Origin of the sequence: Lysinibacillus sp. FN11, assembly GCF_024628845.1 — a bacterium.
GTDB classification, from domain to species: domain Bacteria; phylum Bacillota; class Bacilli; order Bacillales_A; family Planococcaceae; genus Lysinibacillus; species Lysinibacillus capsici.
On sequence record NZ_CP102383.1, the window covers coordinates 685,872 to 701,029 of the forward strand.

The 15,158-nt window shown below is 38.6% G+C and carries 21 protein-coding genes; 10 read left to right on the top strand and 11 right to left on the bottom strand.

Going from position 1 to position 15,158, the window contains the following annotated elements; genetic code table 11:
* The first annotated feature begins 100 nt into the window (after window positions 1-100).
* From pilM to NP781_RS03200, 5 genes are all read left to right on the top strand, one after another.
* A complete protein-coding gene (pilM, locus tag NP781_RS03180; protein WP_016991996.1) occupies window positions 101-1,075 on the top strand; it encodes a type IV pilus biogenesis protein PilM in 975 nt (324 codons plus the stop codon).
* Window positions 1,075-1,668: a PilN domain-containing protein gene (locus NP781_RS03185; RefSeq protein ID WP_257521358.1), complete on the top strand. Its 594-nt coding sequence runs from the start codon at window positions 1,075-1,077 to the stop codon at window positions 1,666-1,668. Before pilM ends, NP781_RS03185 begins: the two co-directional genes overlap by 1 nt.
* Window positions 1,665-2,357: a hypothetical protein gene (locus tag NP781_RS03190; protein WP_257521359.1), complete on the top strand. Its 693-nt coding sequence runs from the start codon at window positions 1,665-1,667 to the stop codon at window positions 2,355-2,357. Before NP781_RS03185 ends, NP781_RS03190 begins: the two co-directional genes overlap by 4 nt.
* 65 nt (window positions 2,358-2,422) lie before the next feature.
* Window positions 2,423-3,175 carry a prepilin peptidase gene (locus NP781_RS03195; protein WP_257521360.1) on the top strand — a complete coding sequence of 251 codons (753 nt, stop codon included), beginning with the start codon at window positions 2,423-2,425 and terminating at the stop codon, window positions 3,173-3,175.
* Window positions 3,176-3,208: 33 nt separating this feature from the next.
* Entirely contained in the window at window positions 3,209-3,931 is a 723-nt protein-coding gene (locus tag NP781_RS03200) for a gamma-glutamyl-gamma-aminobutyrate hydrolase family protein (RefSeq protein WP_257521361.1), read from the top strand.
* Between the two features lie 107 nt (window positions 3,932-4,038).
* Here the strand turns inward: NP781_RS03200 and lexA are convergent, their stop codons facing one another.
* Window positions 4,039-4,656, bottom strand: a complete 618-nt coding sequence (gene lexA, locus NP781_RS03205) for a transcriptional repressor LexA (RefSeq protein WP_004232118.1) — start codon at window positions 4,654-4,656, stop codon at window positions 4,039-4,041.
* Between the two features lie 167 nt (window positions 4,657-4,823).
* Between lexA and NP781_RS03210 the strand changes: the two genes are divergently transcribed.
* Together NP781_RS03210 and NP781_RS03215 are read left to right on the top strand one after the other, a co-directional pair.
* Entirely contained in the window at window positions 4,824-5,138 is a 315-nt protein-coding gene (locus NP781_RS03210) for a cell division suppressor protein YneA (protein ID WP_066036589.1), read from the top strand.
* Window positions 5,135-5,800: a YneB family resolvase-like protein gene (locus NP781_RS03215; RefSeq protein WP_257521362.1), complete on the top strand. Its 666-nt coding sequence runs from the start codon at window positions 5,135-5,137 to the stop codon at window positions 5,798-5,800. Before NP781_RS03210 ends, NP781_RS03215 begins: the two co-directional genes overlap by 4 nt.
* Before the next feature lie 28 nt (window positions 5,801-5,828).
* Here the strand turns inward: NP781_RS03215 and def are convergent, their stop codons facing one another.
* From def to NP781_RS03240, 5 genes are all read right to left on the bottom strand, one after another.
* Entirely contained in the window at window positions 5,829-6,404 is a 576-nt protein-coding gene (def, locus tag NP781_RS03220) for a peptide deformylase (RefSeq protein WP_257521363.1), read from the bottom strand.
* The gene (locus NP781_RS03225; RefSeq protein WP_066036592.1) at window positions 6,397-6,588 is read right to left on the bottom strand and encodes a helix-turn-helix transcriptional regulator; all 192 of its coding nucleotides are present in this window, start codon (window positions 6,586-6,588) and stop codon (window positions 6,397-6,399) included. Before NP781_RS03225 ends, def begins: the two co-directional genes overlap by 8 nt.
* Window positions 6,589-7,208: 620 nt before the next feature.
* Window positions 7,209-7,580 carry a DJ-1/PfpI family protein gene (locus NP781_RS03230; protein WP_257521364.1) on the bottom strand — a complete coding sequence of 124 codons (372 nt, stop codon included), beginning with the start codon at window positions 7,578-7,580 and terminating at the stop codon, window positions 7,209-7,211.
* Between the two features lie 20 nt (window positions 7,581-7,600).
* Window positions 7,601-7,741 (bottom strand): hypothetical protein, encoded by a 141-nt coding sequence (locus NP781_RS03235; RefSeq protein WP_255600939.1) that lies wholly within the window; start codon window positions 7,739-7,741, stop codon window positions 7,601-7,603.
* 1 nt (window position 7,742) lies between these two features.
* Window positions 7,743-8,276, bottom strand: coding sequence for a GNAT family N-acetyltransferase (locus tag NP781_RS03240; protein ID WP_221680462.1), 534 nt, complete (start codon window positions 8,274-8,276; stop codon window positions 7,743-7,745).
* Between the two features lie 187 nt (window positions 8,277-8,463).
* On the opposite strand from NP781_RS03240, the gene NP781_RS03245 reads away from it, so the two are divergent.
* The 3 genes from NP781_RS03245 (at window position 8,464) to NP781_RS03255 (ending at window position 11,576) form a co-directional block, all read left to right on the top strand.
* Complete coding sequence (locus tag NP781_RS03245) at window positions 8,464-8,697, top strand: DUF896 domain-containing protein (protein ID WP_004232132.1); 234 nt, start codon at window positions 8,464-8,466, stop codon at window positions 8,695-8,697.
* A 127-nt stretch (window positions 8,698-8,824) separates the two neighbouring features.
* Entirely contained in the window at window positions 8,825-10,819 is a 1,995-nt protein-coding gene (gene tkt / locus NP781_RS03250) for a transketolase (protein ID WP_036080190.1), read from the top strand.
* 109 nt (window positions 10,820-10,928) lie between these two features.
* Complete coding sequence (locus tag NP781_RS03255; protein WP_257521365.1) at window positions 10,929-11,576, top strand: HAD family hydrolase; 648 nt, start codon at window positions 10,929-10,931, stop codon at window positions 11,574-11,576.
* 45 nt (window positions 11,577-11,621) lie between these two features.
* Here NP781_RS03255 and NP781_RS03260 read toward each other — a convergent pair whose 3' ends face one another.
* The 5 genes from NP781_RS03260 to NP781_RS03280 all read right to left on the bottom strand — a co-directional run bounded on the left by NP781_RS03260 (window position 11,622) and on the right by NP781_RS03280 (window position 15,070).
* Window positions 11,622-12,254, bottom strand: coding sequence for a response regulator transcription factor (locus tag NP781_RS03260; protein ID WP_257522491.1), 633 nt, complete (start codon window positions 12,252-12,254; stop codon window positions 11,622-11,624).
* Window positions 12,229-13,269: a sensor histidine kinase gene (locus NP781_RS03265; protein ID WP_221680465.1), complete on the bottom strand. Its 1,041-nt coding sequence runs from the start codon at window positions 13,267-13,269 to the stop codon at window positions 12,229-12,231. The genes NP781_RS03260 and NP781_RS03265 overlap by 26 nt, the downstream gene beginning before the upstream one ends.
* Window positions 13,266-13,949 (bottom strand): cell wall-active antibiotics response protein LiaF, encoded by a 684-nt coding sequence (gene liaF / locus NP781_RS03270; RefSeq protein WP_255600943.1) that lies wholly within the window; start codon window positions 13,947-13,949, stop codon window positions 13,266-13,268. Before liaF ends, NP781_RS03265 begins: the two co-directional genes overlap by 4 nt.
* 111 nt (window positions 13,950-14,060) lie before the next feature.
* Window positions 14,061-14,699: a PspA/IM30 family protein gene (locus tag NP781_RS03275; protein WP_009370701.1), complete on the bottom strand. Its 639-nt coding sequence runs from the start codon at window positions 14,697-14,699 to the stop codon at window positions 14,061-14,063.
* The gene (locus NP781_RS03280; protein WP_257521366.1) at window positions 14,696-15,070 is read right to left on the bottom strand and encodes a lmo0954 family membrane protein; all 375 of its coding nucleotides are present in this window, start codon (window positions 15,068-15,070) and stop codon (window positions 14,696-14,698) included. Before NP781_RS03280 ends, NP781_RS03275 begins: the two co-directional genes overlap by 4 nt.
* Window positions 15,071-15,158: the final 88 nt, after the last annotated feature.

Genomic DNA, 15,158 nt, shown 5'->3' on the forward strand with positions numbered 1-15,158 from the left:
ACCCACTCAGAAGCGCAAGAAAATTTGCGTTTCTGGCTGGGAAATGGATGACTAATTGAAAAAATCATTTATACTGAATAGGATAAGGAGGTCTTTTCACATGTTTAAGAGAAAAAGAAAGTCGCATGTTTCGATTGAACTGAAGGATTATGTGCTGCGTGCGATTGTGGCGAAAGGACCAGAGCCTAATCAGTGGCAAGGCTATGAATACCCTTTAGCAGCTGGAATCGTTGAAAATGGAACAATCGTCGATGAGGTAGCTCTTTTTGAGGTGATTAAAGAGCAAGTAATGAAATGGACAGGGAAAAAACAGGCTGTCCGTATGTTTGTCCCTGATACGACGGTTCTATTAAAAAACTTTGAGCACCCTAAAGATGTCAAGCCTCAGGAATTACGAGGATATGCTGAAATGGAATTGGGACATTCCATTCATTTACCATTTCAAGACCCTTTAATTGATGTTTATGATGCTGATGCCGAGGATGGCAAGGCTATCTTATTTGCAGCGCCCTCCGAAGAGATAACGAAAATGGTAGGGATGTTGCTAGATGTTTCATTAGAACCTGAAGCTGCCGATATTCGTGCGCTTTGCAATATACGCTTATTAGAGCATATGTCATTATTAGTGCCTAATAAAACGTATTTGATTGCGGAATGGTCGATTAATGAGCTATCTATCAGTATTTTTTCCAATGGCCAAGTGGAGTTTTTGCGCTATCAATCTATTGAAGTAGATATGACGCAATGGCAGGGGAAGAAAGAGAATGAGTTTAACTATCAATTTATCTATAATGGCGAAGCAGAGAATTATCAAATGGTTGTAATGGATCAGGTTCTAGAGATTGATCGGATGATGAATTTCTTTAAGTTTTCTTTACATAAAGGTGAAAAAGCAGTGGATGAAATTATTATGCTTGGCGATAACCCATTATTGAAATCAATTGGAAACTTACTTGCTTCTAATTTAGAACCACCGCTAAGAGTCGTCGATGGGAAAAAGATCGAGAAATCATTTCCTCGCTTTAAGCGAGAATTTTCAACGTTGCTTGGCTTAGCTTTGAAGGAGGTTCATTAATGGTTCCAGATATAAACCTCTTACCACAACTTGAAAAAAGAACAGCCTCTCCCAAGCTTTTTTATAGCTTGGTGATTGTCATTGTGGGACTTATTGTAGCTTATTTACTTTTTTTATTTTTTACATCAAAAGGTGAATTATCACGATTGACTGCAGAGGAACAGGCATTAACAACACAGCTTGATCAATTGCAGCAGGAGCTAGACGCACGACAAAGTGTCGATCAGGGTTCGTTGGAAGAGTCTGTGACTTTTATTCAAAGCGTTTCTTATCCTGTAACACCGTTAATTGATGAAACAAAAACTTTATTACCAACTCATTCCTATTTACGTAGCTATGTTTTCGGAGAGAACTCGGTGAATATTGAAGTGGATTTTGAAACGATGACAGATATATCGAAATATGTGGAGCGACTTTTAATGAGTAGCTATTTTACAGATGCTCAAATTAACACGGTCTCAAACTTCGAAATAGAGCTAGGTGAACAAAGGGAGTTAACACCCCAACAAAAATTTAAAGAAGTACCGCGATATTCAGTGTCTATCACAGCGACAATTGATTTTATGTATTTAGCTGGAGGACGACGCTCATGAATAAATTAACGAGTAGTAAAAATTCATCTATGATTTTGTTACTTGCGCTGATAGCTGCTATTTTATTTGCGCTGTATTATTATTTGCTGTCACCAAAATTGAATGAAGTGAATGAAAAAGAGAGTAATGTATTGCAGGTGCAGCAAGAATTAGCTAATGTCAAAGAACAACTAGCACAATTAGACAAGGAGCAGGGACAGCCTACTATCAATATATTAGCCTTAAGACAAAAGCTACCTGCCACAAGAGCCGTTGAAAAGATTATTCTTGATTTAGCTGAGATTGAAGAGGTGACAGGAACTCGTATACTGTCTTTAACGGTTCAAGGTGAGGACGGCACTGTGACACCTTCAGATGTATCGAATGACCTCAATATGTTGGAGCAGGCTGAAGCAGAGGTCAATGGTGATCAGGAGAACAAGGAGAGTACTACACCGATTGCCTCTCTTTCGGAGGACTCTTTACCAGCTAATTTAAAGCTTATTACTTTTATATTAGAGGTGGGTGCGCTTGATTTTAATTCTCTTGAAAGCTTTTTACAGGAGGTTGAACAATTAGAGCGTGTCATGAAAACCGATAAGATTGAATTTAAATTGCCTGGAGAGCAGGCACAGCTTGAGAAAGATGCAGATCTTACGTTAAAGGCAACAGTGCAAGTGACGACGTTCTATTACGAAGAACAACAATAACTTTATTTTATAGGCGCGCCATACTTCATTTGTATGGGCGCCTATTGGTTTAGGAGGACATGAAATTGGAAATGGCTTATACGATCTTTATTTTTTTATTTGGACTTGTCTTTGGGTCTTTTTATAATGTAGTTGGCTTACGTGTACCACAGAAGGAGTCGATTGTACATCCTCCTTCACATTGTCTGAAATGCCAGAGACGACTAACGGCGCTTGATTTAGTACCAGTTTTGTCTTATGTATTTTTAGGAGGAAAATGTCGGGGGTGTGGCAATAAAATTTCTTGGGTTTACCCAGTCATAGAATTAATGACAGGTGTATTATTTGCCTTTGCTTATTGGCAGCTAGGCTGGGGCATAGAATTGATAGTAGCGTTCCTTTTTATCTCCTTATTAGTTATTATCGTTGTGTCAGATTTGGCCTATATGCTAATTCCTGATAAGGTGTTAGTATTCTTTTTACCTGTGCTAGCTATTGGACGAGTGCTGTCACCATTAACACCGTGGTGGGACTCTCTTGTGGGTGCTGTGGTTGGTTTTGGCATATTATATATCATTGCTGTGCTATCGAACGGTGGCATGGGTGGAGGCGATATTAAATTATTCTTTTTAATTGGTCTCGTTCTGGGTACGATTGATACACTGTTAACGCTATTTTTAGCTGCAGTTATTGGTATGGTTGTCGGGATTACCATGTTATCGAAAAACAAACAGGGGAGAAAAACACCCATTCCGTTTGGGCCATCTATTGCATTGGCTGCAGTTATTGTTTATTTCTATGGCGATCTATTAATCAATTGGTATATAAGCTTTTGGTAATTGTTCAATTTTCAGGAATGTGGGGGGAAGCAAGTGAAACCGATTATTGGTATTACAGCCTTTGTTGAGGATGATTTATCCTCTCGATTAAATGTGGCTTACAGCAAAAGCATCATTGAAGCTGGTGGAATTCCATTGATTATTCCAATTGGGGTAGAAGAAGAGGCAGCACAGATTTTAGCCCTTACAGACGGATTATTATTATCTGGTGGTCATGATGTGCACCCATTTCTATTCGGGGCTGAGCCTTCATTAAAGCTTGGAAAAATTCATCCAGCGCGAGATACGATTGAGTTAGCATTAATTGAAGCCGCATTCCAACGGAAGATGCCTATTTTCGGGATTTGTCGAGGAATTCAAATACTAAATGTTGCTTTAGGTGGTACTTTATATCAGGATATTGATAGTGATCATTTTAGCACTAAATTACTTCAACATATGCAGCAATCAGGTCGAGCTGTAGCTACCCATTCTGTTCAGGTTATTGCTGACAATCTATTAGCGACTATCGTTGAACAAGAGAAAATAGCAGTGAATTCATTTCATCATCAAGCGGTGAATGTTTTAGCAGAAAAATTAAAAGTAGCGGCAAAATCTAACGACGGTATTATCGAAGCGGTAGTTCATGAGGAGATGCCATTTTGCTTGGCTGTTCAGTGGCATCCTGAGGAACTAGCCATAGCAGGAGATGAGGGTGCGCAAAAGCTATTTTCAGCCTTTGTGGAAGCGAGCTTAAAATTTAAGAAGGAAGCTTAGAAGAGGCATTGTACAAAGAATCCAATCGTATGTGGATTCTTTTTTTGCGTAAAAAAGAGGATACATGCTCTTAGAAGGAACATAATCCTCAAAACCTGCTTTAATAGTTAATGTACACGTCTGTAAAGACCTACAACTTGTCCTAAAATAGAAACTTGATCGACAATAATAGGTTCCATAGAAGAATTTTCAGGCTGTAAACGGAAATGGTTTTTCTCTTTAAAGAAACGTTTTACAGTTGCTTCATCTTCAGCTGTCATAGCTACAACAATATCCCCATTATTAGCTGTTGCCTTTTGTTTTACAATGACTAAATCTCCATCTAAAATCCCAGCTTCAATCATTGATTCTCCCATAATTTCTAGCATGAACAATTGATCTTCACTTGTGCCGTACGTATCGGGTAATGGGAAATATTCTTCAATGTTTTCAATTGCTGTAATTGGAGAACCAGCTGTAACCTTCCCGACAAGTGGAACATGGATCACCTGTTGCTTTTGGATGGATTCTTCAGGCTCTAAAATTTCAATTGCGCGTGGCTTTGTTGGATCTCGACGAATAAAGCCTTTTTGTTCTAATCGAGCTAAATGTCCATGAACAGTTGAACTGGAAGCAAGTCCAACTGCTTCACCAATTTCGCGTACTGATGGTGGATATCCTTTAGCTCGTACCTCTTCCTTAATGAAAGCTAAAATGTCCTCTTGTCTTTTCGAAACTTTTTTCATGAGTGCTCACCTCTTTTTTTCTAAAATCATTCTTCTTATTTGATAGTATAACAGAATGCGAACACGTATGCAAACATAGGTTCGAAAAGTGTTTGACAAAAATGTTTGTTCGCTTTATTATGGGAACATACATTCCGAACAAACATTCTTAAAAAGGGGTAATGATTATGACATGGTTGAAGAAAAACACACATATCTCAATTTTAATAGGAGCTTGTTTATTATTTGCAGCATACCTTTACATTACTGATCCAGGAAAAGTTAGTTACGCAGAAATTCAAATCGAACATGGGGATAGCTTGTGGTCGTTAGCCGAGCAATATCGTGGTAAAATGAGTACTGATGATTGGATAAAGCTTGTAAAAACTGAAAATGAACTAGCAGATATTAAAATTGTAGCAGGAAAATCTCTAGTTATTCCTGTAGTGAGTGATCAAGCCAGTCCCATCAATACTATCGAAATTGCGAGAAATGAACAATGATAAATAATCAACTATCGGCTGTTGTCTATTGTCGCGTAAGTACCGAAAAAGAAACACAAAGCTCCTCATTAGAGCGCCAACAGGAAGAGTTGCTGCGCTATGCTGCTGAGCAAGGCTATGCAGTGAAGGGCGTGTTCAAAGATCAACATAGTGGCTATGATGTAGAACGTGAAGGCTTACTAGAAATGCTTGATTTTATAAAAGATAAGAACATTAATGCTCTTTTTGTCCAAGATGAAACTCGTTTAGGACGAGGCAATGCAAGGATGGCTGTATTACATTTATTACAAAAGTCAGCAACTGACGTTTTTTCTATGCGTGATGCAGGCCCAGTCCAATTAAATGAAATGGATACGATGCTGCTTGAAATTTTAGCGATTGTAGAGGAATATCAGCGTAGAATTCATAATGCTAAAATTCGACGAGGTATGCGACGTGCTGTAGAAAACGGTTATCGTCCAGAAAATAATTTATCGAACCGAGGTAATCCGCAGGGGCAGGAGCGTAAAGATCTACCTGTAGAGGAAATTGTGAAGCTACGCAAACGTGGATTTACCTTTGAAGAAATTTCTATAACGCTTAGAGGGTTAGGCTTTGAGGTAAGTAAGGCGACTGTACATCGTCGTTTCCAGGAGCACCAAGAAAGATTAGCAGGAAAATAATATTCCTGCTAATTTTTTCTGTAAAAAACTACTGAAGGGAAGAAAAGCTTTCGATGATAACATGACTAGGCAGTTGGAAAGGATGCTCTTTATTTATTCGATCATAAAACATGATGCCATTTAAATGATCGATTTCATGCTGTACAACGATGGCCCCATAGCCCTGTAACTGTACAATGATTTCATGTCCATCGATGTCATAAGCTTTGACTTTAATTCTCTCATATCTCGGTACAAAACCAGGAACAGGTCGATTTACAGATAGACAGCCTTCTCCCTCCGGTAGATAAATCATATTGATGGAATGACTTATTATTTTAGGGTTAATGAGCATCATTTCTTGGTCATCAAAGAGTACAGCAAACATTCGTTTATCTACGCCAATTTGATTAGCAGAGAGTCCACTTCCAGGGCGAAGCTTATATTTTTTTGCTAGCGTTGGATTTTGGCTATTTTTCAGATATTGTAGCATGGCTAGGAGGGTATTTCGATCCTCAGTGGTCACTGGTATCGACACTTCTTGAGTTTGTTTTCTTAAAATTGCCGAGTGTTCTTTCACGAAGTCCTTCATTGTAATCATATAATTTGGGTGAAATTTAGTCATAAATAAACACCTCATCAATACGGCTATTAAGAACCTTAGCAATCTTAAAAGCTAATTCAAGAGTCGGATCATATTTATCATTTTCAATGCTATTAATCGTCTGTCTCACAACTCCACATTCTTTTGCAAGTGCAGCTTGTGTAATGCCTAATTTTTTTCTTAAAATTTTGATGATGTTCTTCAGAATTATCCCTCCATTTTGTCCAAAGTATTAGACATATACAATGGATGTCCAATTAATTGGACATTTCTTAGTGAAAAACAAAACAGTCAATTAAAGGGTAGAAATGGATTTCCGTTGCAGGCTACTTGCTTTCCTGTTGGCGAGCACTAAATCGCTTCCTCCGCTACCGCTCCGTTTAGAGTTTCGCCTGTTTCGCTATCCCACGGGAGTTAAGTAGCCCTCCACTCCAATCCATAAATATTTATCTTTTTTAGCAAATGTTTTCAGATAAAGTAAAGGTGTTCACTACTCTTTATAGAGGGGGAGACACGCATCACTTTTCCACATTGAAAATAAAAATCCCATCCCCCTAAGAATACAGATATTGGACTATTTGATTGCTCTGCTAGTATGAAGTAAAGACATTTTGCAGAATGGTTGATTGGAGAGGAGCCAGCGTCACAGATGAGACCCTTGAGCGAACGAAAGTGAGTAAAGCTGCTCTTCACCCTGGAAAGGACACTGGCGGAACGGAAAACACCGTTCGCCTTGTTAAAAGGTCTCATTCTACTAATGACATCATCTTTTTTCAACAACATGAAATGCCCGATTAATTAGACATTTGGGTTTTAAATCATCACTTAATACCAATTTTCATCAAAATTTAGCTTTAACGCATGCCCGAAACAAATACCGAAAGGAATAAAACCTCTTCTTCTTGCTGTAATGATATTTCCATCTTGTACCACTAGTTCATCTGAATAGTTATGAAGCTCAAAGCACCCTAACTGTTTCATACCATCAAAAGGTAGTCCTACTGTATATTTTTTGTTTTTTAAGACACCTGCTTTTGCCAAGAGGTAAGGGGAGCTAGAAATACTGGCAATCATTCCTCCTTTTGCAGATAGATAACGAATGAAATCTAGTAAGCTCTCTTCAAGTTGTAATGTAGAAATATCCATACAGCCTGGTAATAGTAGACTATCAATATCGTCAAGCTCTATTTCATTCACGGATAAATCAGCTATACAATTTAAACCAGCTCTTCTCTGATAGGTTTGGTATTCGATCCTAGTGTGATGATGGGTTTACCGCCTTGCATTAATATGGACAAAGCAACACTCAATTCATATTCACTAAATTGTGGGTATAATAACACCGCAGTTTTCTTCATTTCATACACCTCTTACCTTTAGATCGTTCCATTCTTCCTCTAAAATAGCGTAATAGTATTCATCCCACCAAGTCTCTCCATGAGGTATGCATTTTTTAAAAAATCCTTCTTGGCGCATCCCGATTTTCTCCATGACTCGGTAAGAAGCAATATTCTCTGGCTGGCATGTGGCAATAATTCGATGAAGTTTCATTTTATTAAAACCGTGATCTAATAGGGCCTGAGCAGCTTCAGAAGCATAACCATGATTGTGATAGGCAGGATTCATAACCCATCCAATTTCATACGTATGGTCGCCAAAGTATTTGTGGAAAACAAGATGACCAATGACTCGCTGTTGTTCACGTAAAACAATGGCGAAATGTTTTGCTTGCTCGTTACTATTCTCTGTTATGAAATGTTGAACCTGATCTTCATTCAACACACCCTCTGGCATATAGTGCATGACTGTTTTATCTGACATATAGCTATAAACAGCCTGCCAATCTTGGGCTTCAAATGTTCGAATAAGTAGTCTAGGTGTTGTGATGTTCATGGTAGCTCCTCCTATTATCTATCAAATTTTTCCTATTATTATTAGTTATACACCTCTAACTTCTGGAAGTCATGTAAAGAATGGCTAAGAAGTGTTTTTAAGGGTTGGTATAACTGCATTTTAAGGGAAACCATGCTATACTTTGCATACTGAGGTCATTAAGCTAGGTACTGAAAGGTGTGTAACCATGTTATCAAAGGAAAAAATTAACCGAATTAATGAATTATCTGCTAAAGCGAAAAGCGGACAATTAACAGAGGAAGAAGCAAAGGAGCGCACAGCGCTTCGCAAGGAGTATTTAGATACGTTTAGAGCAACGATGCGAGATACGATTGAAAACGTTAAAGTGGTCGATGCAGAAGGAAATGATGTAACGCCTGAGAAGGTAAAACAAGCACAAAAAAATAAATTTCTAAATTAATGTGACACAATTCAATAAAGTATGTATGAAAACGCAAATAGTATAACAAAAAGCATTGTTTTCTAAAGCAATGTTGACTAAACTGTAAAAGAACAATATATAGGACGAGAAAGGATGTCACAATATAATGACTCAACACGCGGATCTTTTAGCAATTAATGCTATCCGAACTTTGTCAATCGATGCTATTGAAAAAGCAAATTCTGGTCACCCAGGTTTACCAATGGGAGCAGCGCCAATGGCTTATACGCTTTGGACAAAACAATTACGCCATAATCCAGCAAATCCAAAATGGTTTAACCGTGATCGTTTTGTACTGTCAGCAGGCCATGGTTCAATGCTTTTATACAGCTTACTTCACCTTGGAGGCTATGGTTTACCAATGGAAGAAATTCAAAACTTCCGCCAATGGGATTCATTAACACCAGGACATCCTGAATATGGTCATACAGTAGGGGTAGAGGCAACAACTGGTCCTCTTGGACAAGGAATCGCTATGACTGTTGGTATGGCAATGGCTGAGCGCCATTTAGCGGCTACTTACAATAAACCAGGTCATGACATTGTTGACCACTACACATTTGCGTTATGTGGCGACGGTGACTTAATGGAAGGTGTTGCAGCAGAAGCGATTTCATTAGCTGGTCACTTAAAACTTGAAAAATTAATCGTGCTTTACGATTCTAATGATATTTCTTTAGATGGTGACTTAGAAAAGTCATTTTCAGAAAACGTTCAAAAACGCTTTGAATCTTATGGTTGGAATTATTTAAAAGTGGCAGATGGTACAGATGTAGATGCTATTAATGCAGCCATTGAAGAAGCCAAAAAATCTACTGGCAAGCCAACATTAATTGAAGTGAAAACAGTGATTGGTTTTGGTTCTCCAAATAAATCTGGTAAAGCAGATTCTCACGGTGCACCTCTTGGTACAGATGAAGTTGTCTTAACGAAGGCTGCCTATGAGTGGGCACATGAACCATTCCAAATTCCTGCAGAAGTTTACGATACATTTAATGCAGCTGCTGAAGTGCAAGGCGCACAGCCAGAGGAAGCTTGGAATGCAAAATTTGCTGCATACAAAGAAGAATTCCCAGAGTTAGCAGCTCAATTCGAGAAAGCGATGAATGGTGAATTACCAGAAGACTTTGCTTCTGAGTTACCAGTATATGAAGCAGGTAAATCTGTAGCAACTCGTTCTTCTTCAGGCGATGCAATTAATGCTATTGCGAAGAAAACTCCTTCATTCTTTGGTGGTTCAGCTGACCTTGCTGGCTCCAATAAAACAACGATGAAGGGTGCAGGAGATTTCTCAGCAGACGACTATGCTGGACGTAACATCTGGTTCGGTGTTCGTGAATTTGCAATGGGTGCTGCTATGAACGGAATGGCTCTTCACGGTGGTTTAAATGTATTCGGTGGTACATTCTTCGTATTCTCTGATTACGTTCGTCCAGCAATTCGTCTATCTGCATTAATGGGTCTTCCTGTCACATATGTATTCACACATGATTCGATTGCAGTAGGGGAAGATGGTCCAACACATGAACCAATCGAACACCTTGCATCATTACGTGCAATGCCAAACCTATCTGTTATTCGCCCTGCGGATGCAAATGAATCAGCAGTTGCATGGGAGCTTGCAGTAGCAGCAGAAAAAACACCAACTGTTCTTGTATTATCTCGTCAAAACTTACCTGTTCTTGACGCCTCTATTGAAACAGTACGTGAGGGCGTAGCAAAGGGTGCTTACACAGTGTCTCCAGCTACAAAAGAAGTGGCAGATGCTATTTTAATTGCAACAGGCTCTGAGGTTTCGCTTGCTGTCGAAGCACAAAAAGCATTAAAAGCAGACGGTATAGATGTAGCAGTTGTTTCTATGCCATCTATGGATCGCTTCGAAAAACAAGACGCCGCTTACAAAGAATCTGTTCTACCAAAAGCTGTTACAAAACGTCTTGCAATTGAAATGGGGGCATCATTCGGCTGGCATAAATATACTGGCTTTGAAGGCGATGTTCTAGCAATTGATAAGTTCGGTGCATCTGCTCCAGGTGAATTAGTAATGGAAAAATACGGCTTCACTGTTGAAAACGTAGTAGCAAAAGTGAAAGCACTATAATTTACAACAAATACCACAACACTCAGCGGAATAAACATCAGCTAAGTGTTGTGGTACTTTTTTAGCGGCAAACATAGTCATGTAAAAACTCAATAGGAAGGGTGAGCGAATGAAGAATTATAGCGTTGTGTTATTTGACTTAGATGGAACATTATCTGATCCCAAAATAGGAATCACTAAATCAGTGCAACATGCTTTACAGAAGGCGGGCATCATGGTGAATGATTTGGATGAACTGGAACCATTCATCGGACCACCCTTACAAGTATCTTTTCAAGAAATCTATGGATTCAATGCTGCACAAATAACGCAAGCAATTAGTGATTACCGAGAACGATTTACGGAAAGGGGAATGTTTGAAAATAAACTATATGAAGATATTCCTGCTTTGTTAGCTCATTTAAAGCAACAAGGATATATACTGACTATTGCCACTTCAAAACCAACTGTCTTTGCGGAACAAATCGTAAAGCATTTTCAGCTAGAGTCCTATTTCGATCTTGTCGTAGGAAGCCACTTAGATGGTTCCCGGTCTGACAAAAGTGAGATTATTAAAGAAGTGCTTCAACAGTTTGACTCCTATCGAAAAGAGCGATTTATTATGGTTGGGGATCGAAAATATGATTTAATCGGCGCTCGGGAAAATCAAATCGATGCCATCGGTGTGACATATGGTTTTGGGTCACTAGAAGAATTAAAAAATGAAGAGCCTACATATATTGTGGACCATGTAAATGATCTCCTAAAATACCTCTAAAAACACGAAAAACTGCATGTCAGCATGCAGTTTTTTTATGTAGGGTTATTTAGCAAGTCCATTTTGGAATGCGTAGACGACGGCTTGTGTACGATCTTGAACTTCTAGCTTTGCTAGAATATTACTAACATGCGTTTTTACTGTTTTCAAGGCAATATATAGCTCATTAGCGATTTCCTGATTGGCTTTACCCTGGGCCATTAACAATAATACTTCCATTTCACGTTCAGTCAATTGTTCGTATAGTGGCGTACTATTGCCGTGTCGCATGCGGTGCATCATTTTGGAAGTGACCTCTGGCTCTAATACCGTTTCGCCACCCATCGTTTTTCGAATAGCATCTGCAATTTGTTTGGCATTAGATGTTTTTAAAATATAGCTTACCGCGCCAGCCTCTAAGGCAGGATATACTTTATCATCATCTAAAAAACTAGTCACCATCATGATTTTTGCTTCAGGCCATGCTGCTAATATTTCCACTGTTGCCTCTGCTCCTGTCATAACAGGCATCACATTATCCATTAAAATAATATCAGGCCTTAGCGCTAAGGCACGTTCCACAGCCTCTTTACCGTTCTCAGCCTCACCTACAACCGTAATATCTGGCTGTGCTGAAAGATAGGCTGACACACCAATCCGTACCATTTCATGATCATCCACTATGAGCACTTGTATCATCGACATTGACCTCCTCCTTTTGTAAAGGAATTTTAACCTCTACAATTGTTCCTTCACCAGGCACTGATACAATTTTATAGGTGCAGCCAATTTCAACTGCTCGTTCAGCTATATTTTGTAAACCGTATGATGTGGATTTATCTTCCTCCACATCAAAGCCTAAACCATTATCTTGAATTCGTAAAATAGCTAAGTCGTCTCGTGCCACAAGAAGTAATTCCACCTCACTTGCTTTGGCATGACGCAGCGTATTGGAGAGAGCCTCCTGTGCAATACGAAATAAATGATCTTCCTCTGCTTTAGTTAAGGCCATTTCTTCTAATTCATATTCTATATGGAAATAAACTTTTTGCTGAAGTTCAATAATTAATTCCTCTAAGCCTTGTGCCAATGTTTTATTGTGTAAAGCTACAGGTCGTAAGTGTAGCAGTAATGCACGCATTTCTAGCTGTGCCTGCTGAACGATTTTCTCCACCTGTTTTAAGCTAGTAGCATGTTCGTCATTTTCAGTTAATGCAGAGAGTAACATAGAAGCAGCAAATAGTTGCTGTGAGACAGAATCATGTAGTTCTCTAGCTAGTCGTTGGCGTTCAGCAATAATACGCTCCTGAATAATTTTATCATTGGCCTCAGCCCGTTCATTGGACAAGCGCTGTAGACTTTTACGTTGCGTATCGATTAATTCACTCGTTTGGACAAGTGCCTTTTTTAACGATTTCGGAAGAGCTTCTTTTTTAGGAAAAACAAAATCAGGCTCGATCAGTTGTTTCACTATTCGTGTTGCCTGCGCTTCTCGTGCCCTTGCCGTCATACTAATCCAGCTGGCAAACAGGAAGCTAAGTATAAACAGGCTAACTATGATGATGCCACCTAGAGGGATATTATCGTAATTCTGCTGCCATAAGGGCTGCCATGTTTTTTCATCAGGATTGCCCCATAGTGCAACAAGAAGACCGAAAACAGCACTCATTAAAACAAAAAATAATGTAAATAATCTTGAGATAAAGGCAATCATTTTCGTAGCACCTCCAAATCTCCAAGCCAGGTTGCGACATGAATAATCAGTACACGTTTAGCATCCTCAGGGTTGCCGTCTGAGAAAGTAATACTTTCATTTACTATACGTTGCGGCCCTACATGTAAGCAGGTAAGCTCACCAAATAACGTCGTATACTGTAAACGGAATGGAATTTCATAAGGAACATAAATTTGAACTTTACCAATACCTTGTCGAATTGTAATAAGACTAGTGCCAGCTGGTAAAATCGTTTGCGTTGTATCGATGGTAATATCTCCAGCGAGGCGCTGAATTTGTACATCTTGCCATTTATAAGCTTCTATAGGCGCTGGCATTGTACCAATTAAGTCATTTTTAATCGCAGGGAGTTTTTCAAAAAGCTCTGCGCCAACTACTTTTGGCTCGTTTTCTCTTTGCAAGTATTGATAGAGCATATATAAGAGCATGATGACGATAAATAAACGTAAGCTCCACATCGTGAACAAAGCAATGGCAATAAAGAAAATTCCTGTCCATTTAAAAAATCGAACTTTTTTGGAAAAACTTAAATAAAGAAGTACAGCCCCAATCAATAAACAGAAGGCGCCACCATTATTAAATATAGTTAGCTCCACAAAGACGAGTAAAAAGAAGCAAAGAACCCAAAATGTGAGCTTATTTGTTGTGAAATTTTGCATGAGGGTCACCCTTCCTTCTACTAATAGTATAAGAGAGGGAATGGACCCTCTATTCTTAAACGTGAAAGAATGCGCCTTTTAATGTTGGCGCATTGGTTTCATTATACCATGTTATTTATTTTCAATTAGCAGTGGTGAGCTTTCTTCTACTGCTTTTTTTTCTAATTCTGCCAGTCTTGCCTCAAAAGTTGTAAGCTCATGGTCTTTATCGATTTGATAAGCTAATTTATCGATATATGCTTCTAAATCTTCAAAGTTTGTTTTATTATTTTTGGCAATCATTCCATCCATTTGATGATGGGCACGAGTTACATTTTCTTTCCCCATCAGCTGTAATTGACGCACTTTCATATCTTTAATTTTATGCTTCATTGTTTCAAATTTACGCTCAAGCTCGAAGTATTCGCGAGTGCTTGCTTCAATGCTAGCTTGTAATGTAAGGTTACGAGCTGAATAAGCTGTTACTTCATCCGTAGCGAAATCAATTAAGTCCTGCTCTCCGCTAGATTTTGCTAATGCTAATTGAGATTCACGCTTTGCTAGTAAATCAGCGTTCTCTTTATATTCTTGCTCTAGCTTTTCTTTTAATTGCCCTTGTCGCTCTAATAATTTTCCTGTTTGTTCTGTTTGCTTTTCTGCTTCACGAATGTATTGATTTAACATCGCAATCGGATTTTTTTGTTCCTTCTTATCAAATAACTGGTGTAAGTCTGCCTCTACTGTATATCTAAAACGTTGAAATAAGTTCATTTAAAATCGCTCCTTTTATTTTGATAAATTTGACCATTCTTTTTCAAAGTTTGTAAATGGATCTTCTTCTTTTTCCCTTCAATTGTTGGGATTTTTACATCTTCGCCATTCCATTTTTTATAGATAACATAGATAATGGCGATCGCAGCAAGACCCACCATTGCTGGAATGTTAGACACTGCTGATAGGACACCGATTAGACCAACTGTAAACCAGAAAATTTTACCGAAAGATGACTTACTAGCAATGTAGAAGTGCATGCCCAGTGCTACAAATAATCCAGAGAATAATAACCCTGCCAGTGGTCCAATTAACGCTAGTGCAACACATGCTGCAATGACGCCTCCTGTTAATAAAAGAAATTTTTTCATTTGTTTTAGCTCCTTTCGTTTGTACCTTTATGTTACCTATTTACAAGATTGTCTAAAACGGACTCGAAATTGATTTTGAACTAGGTCT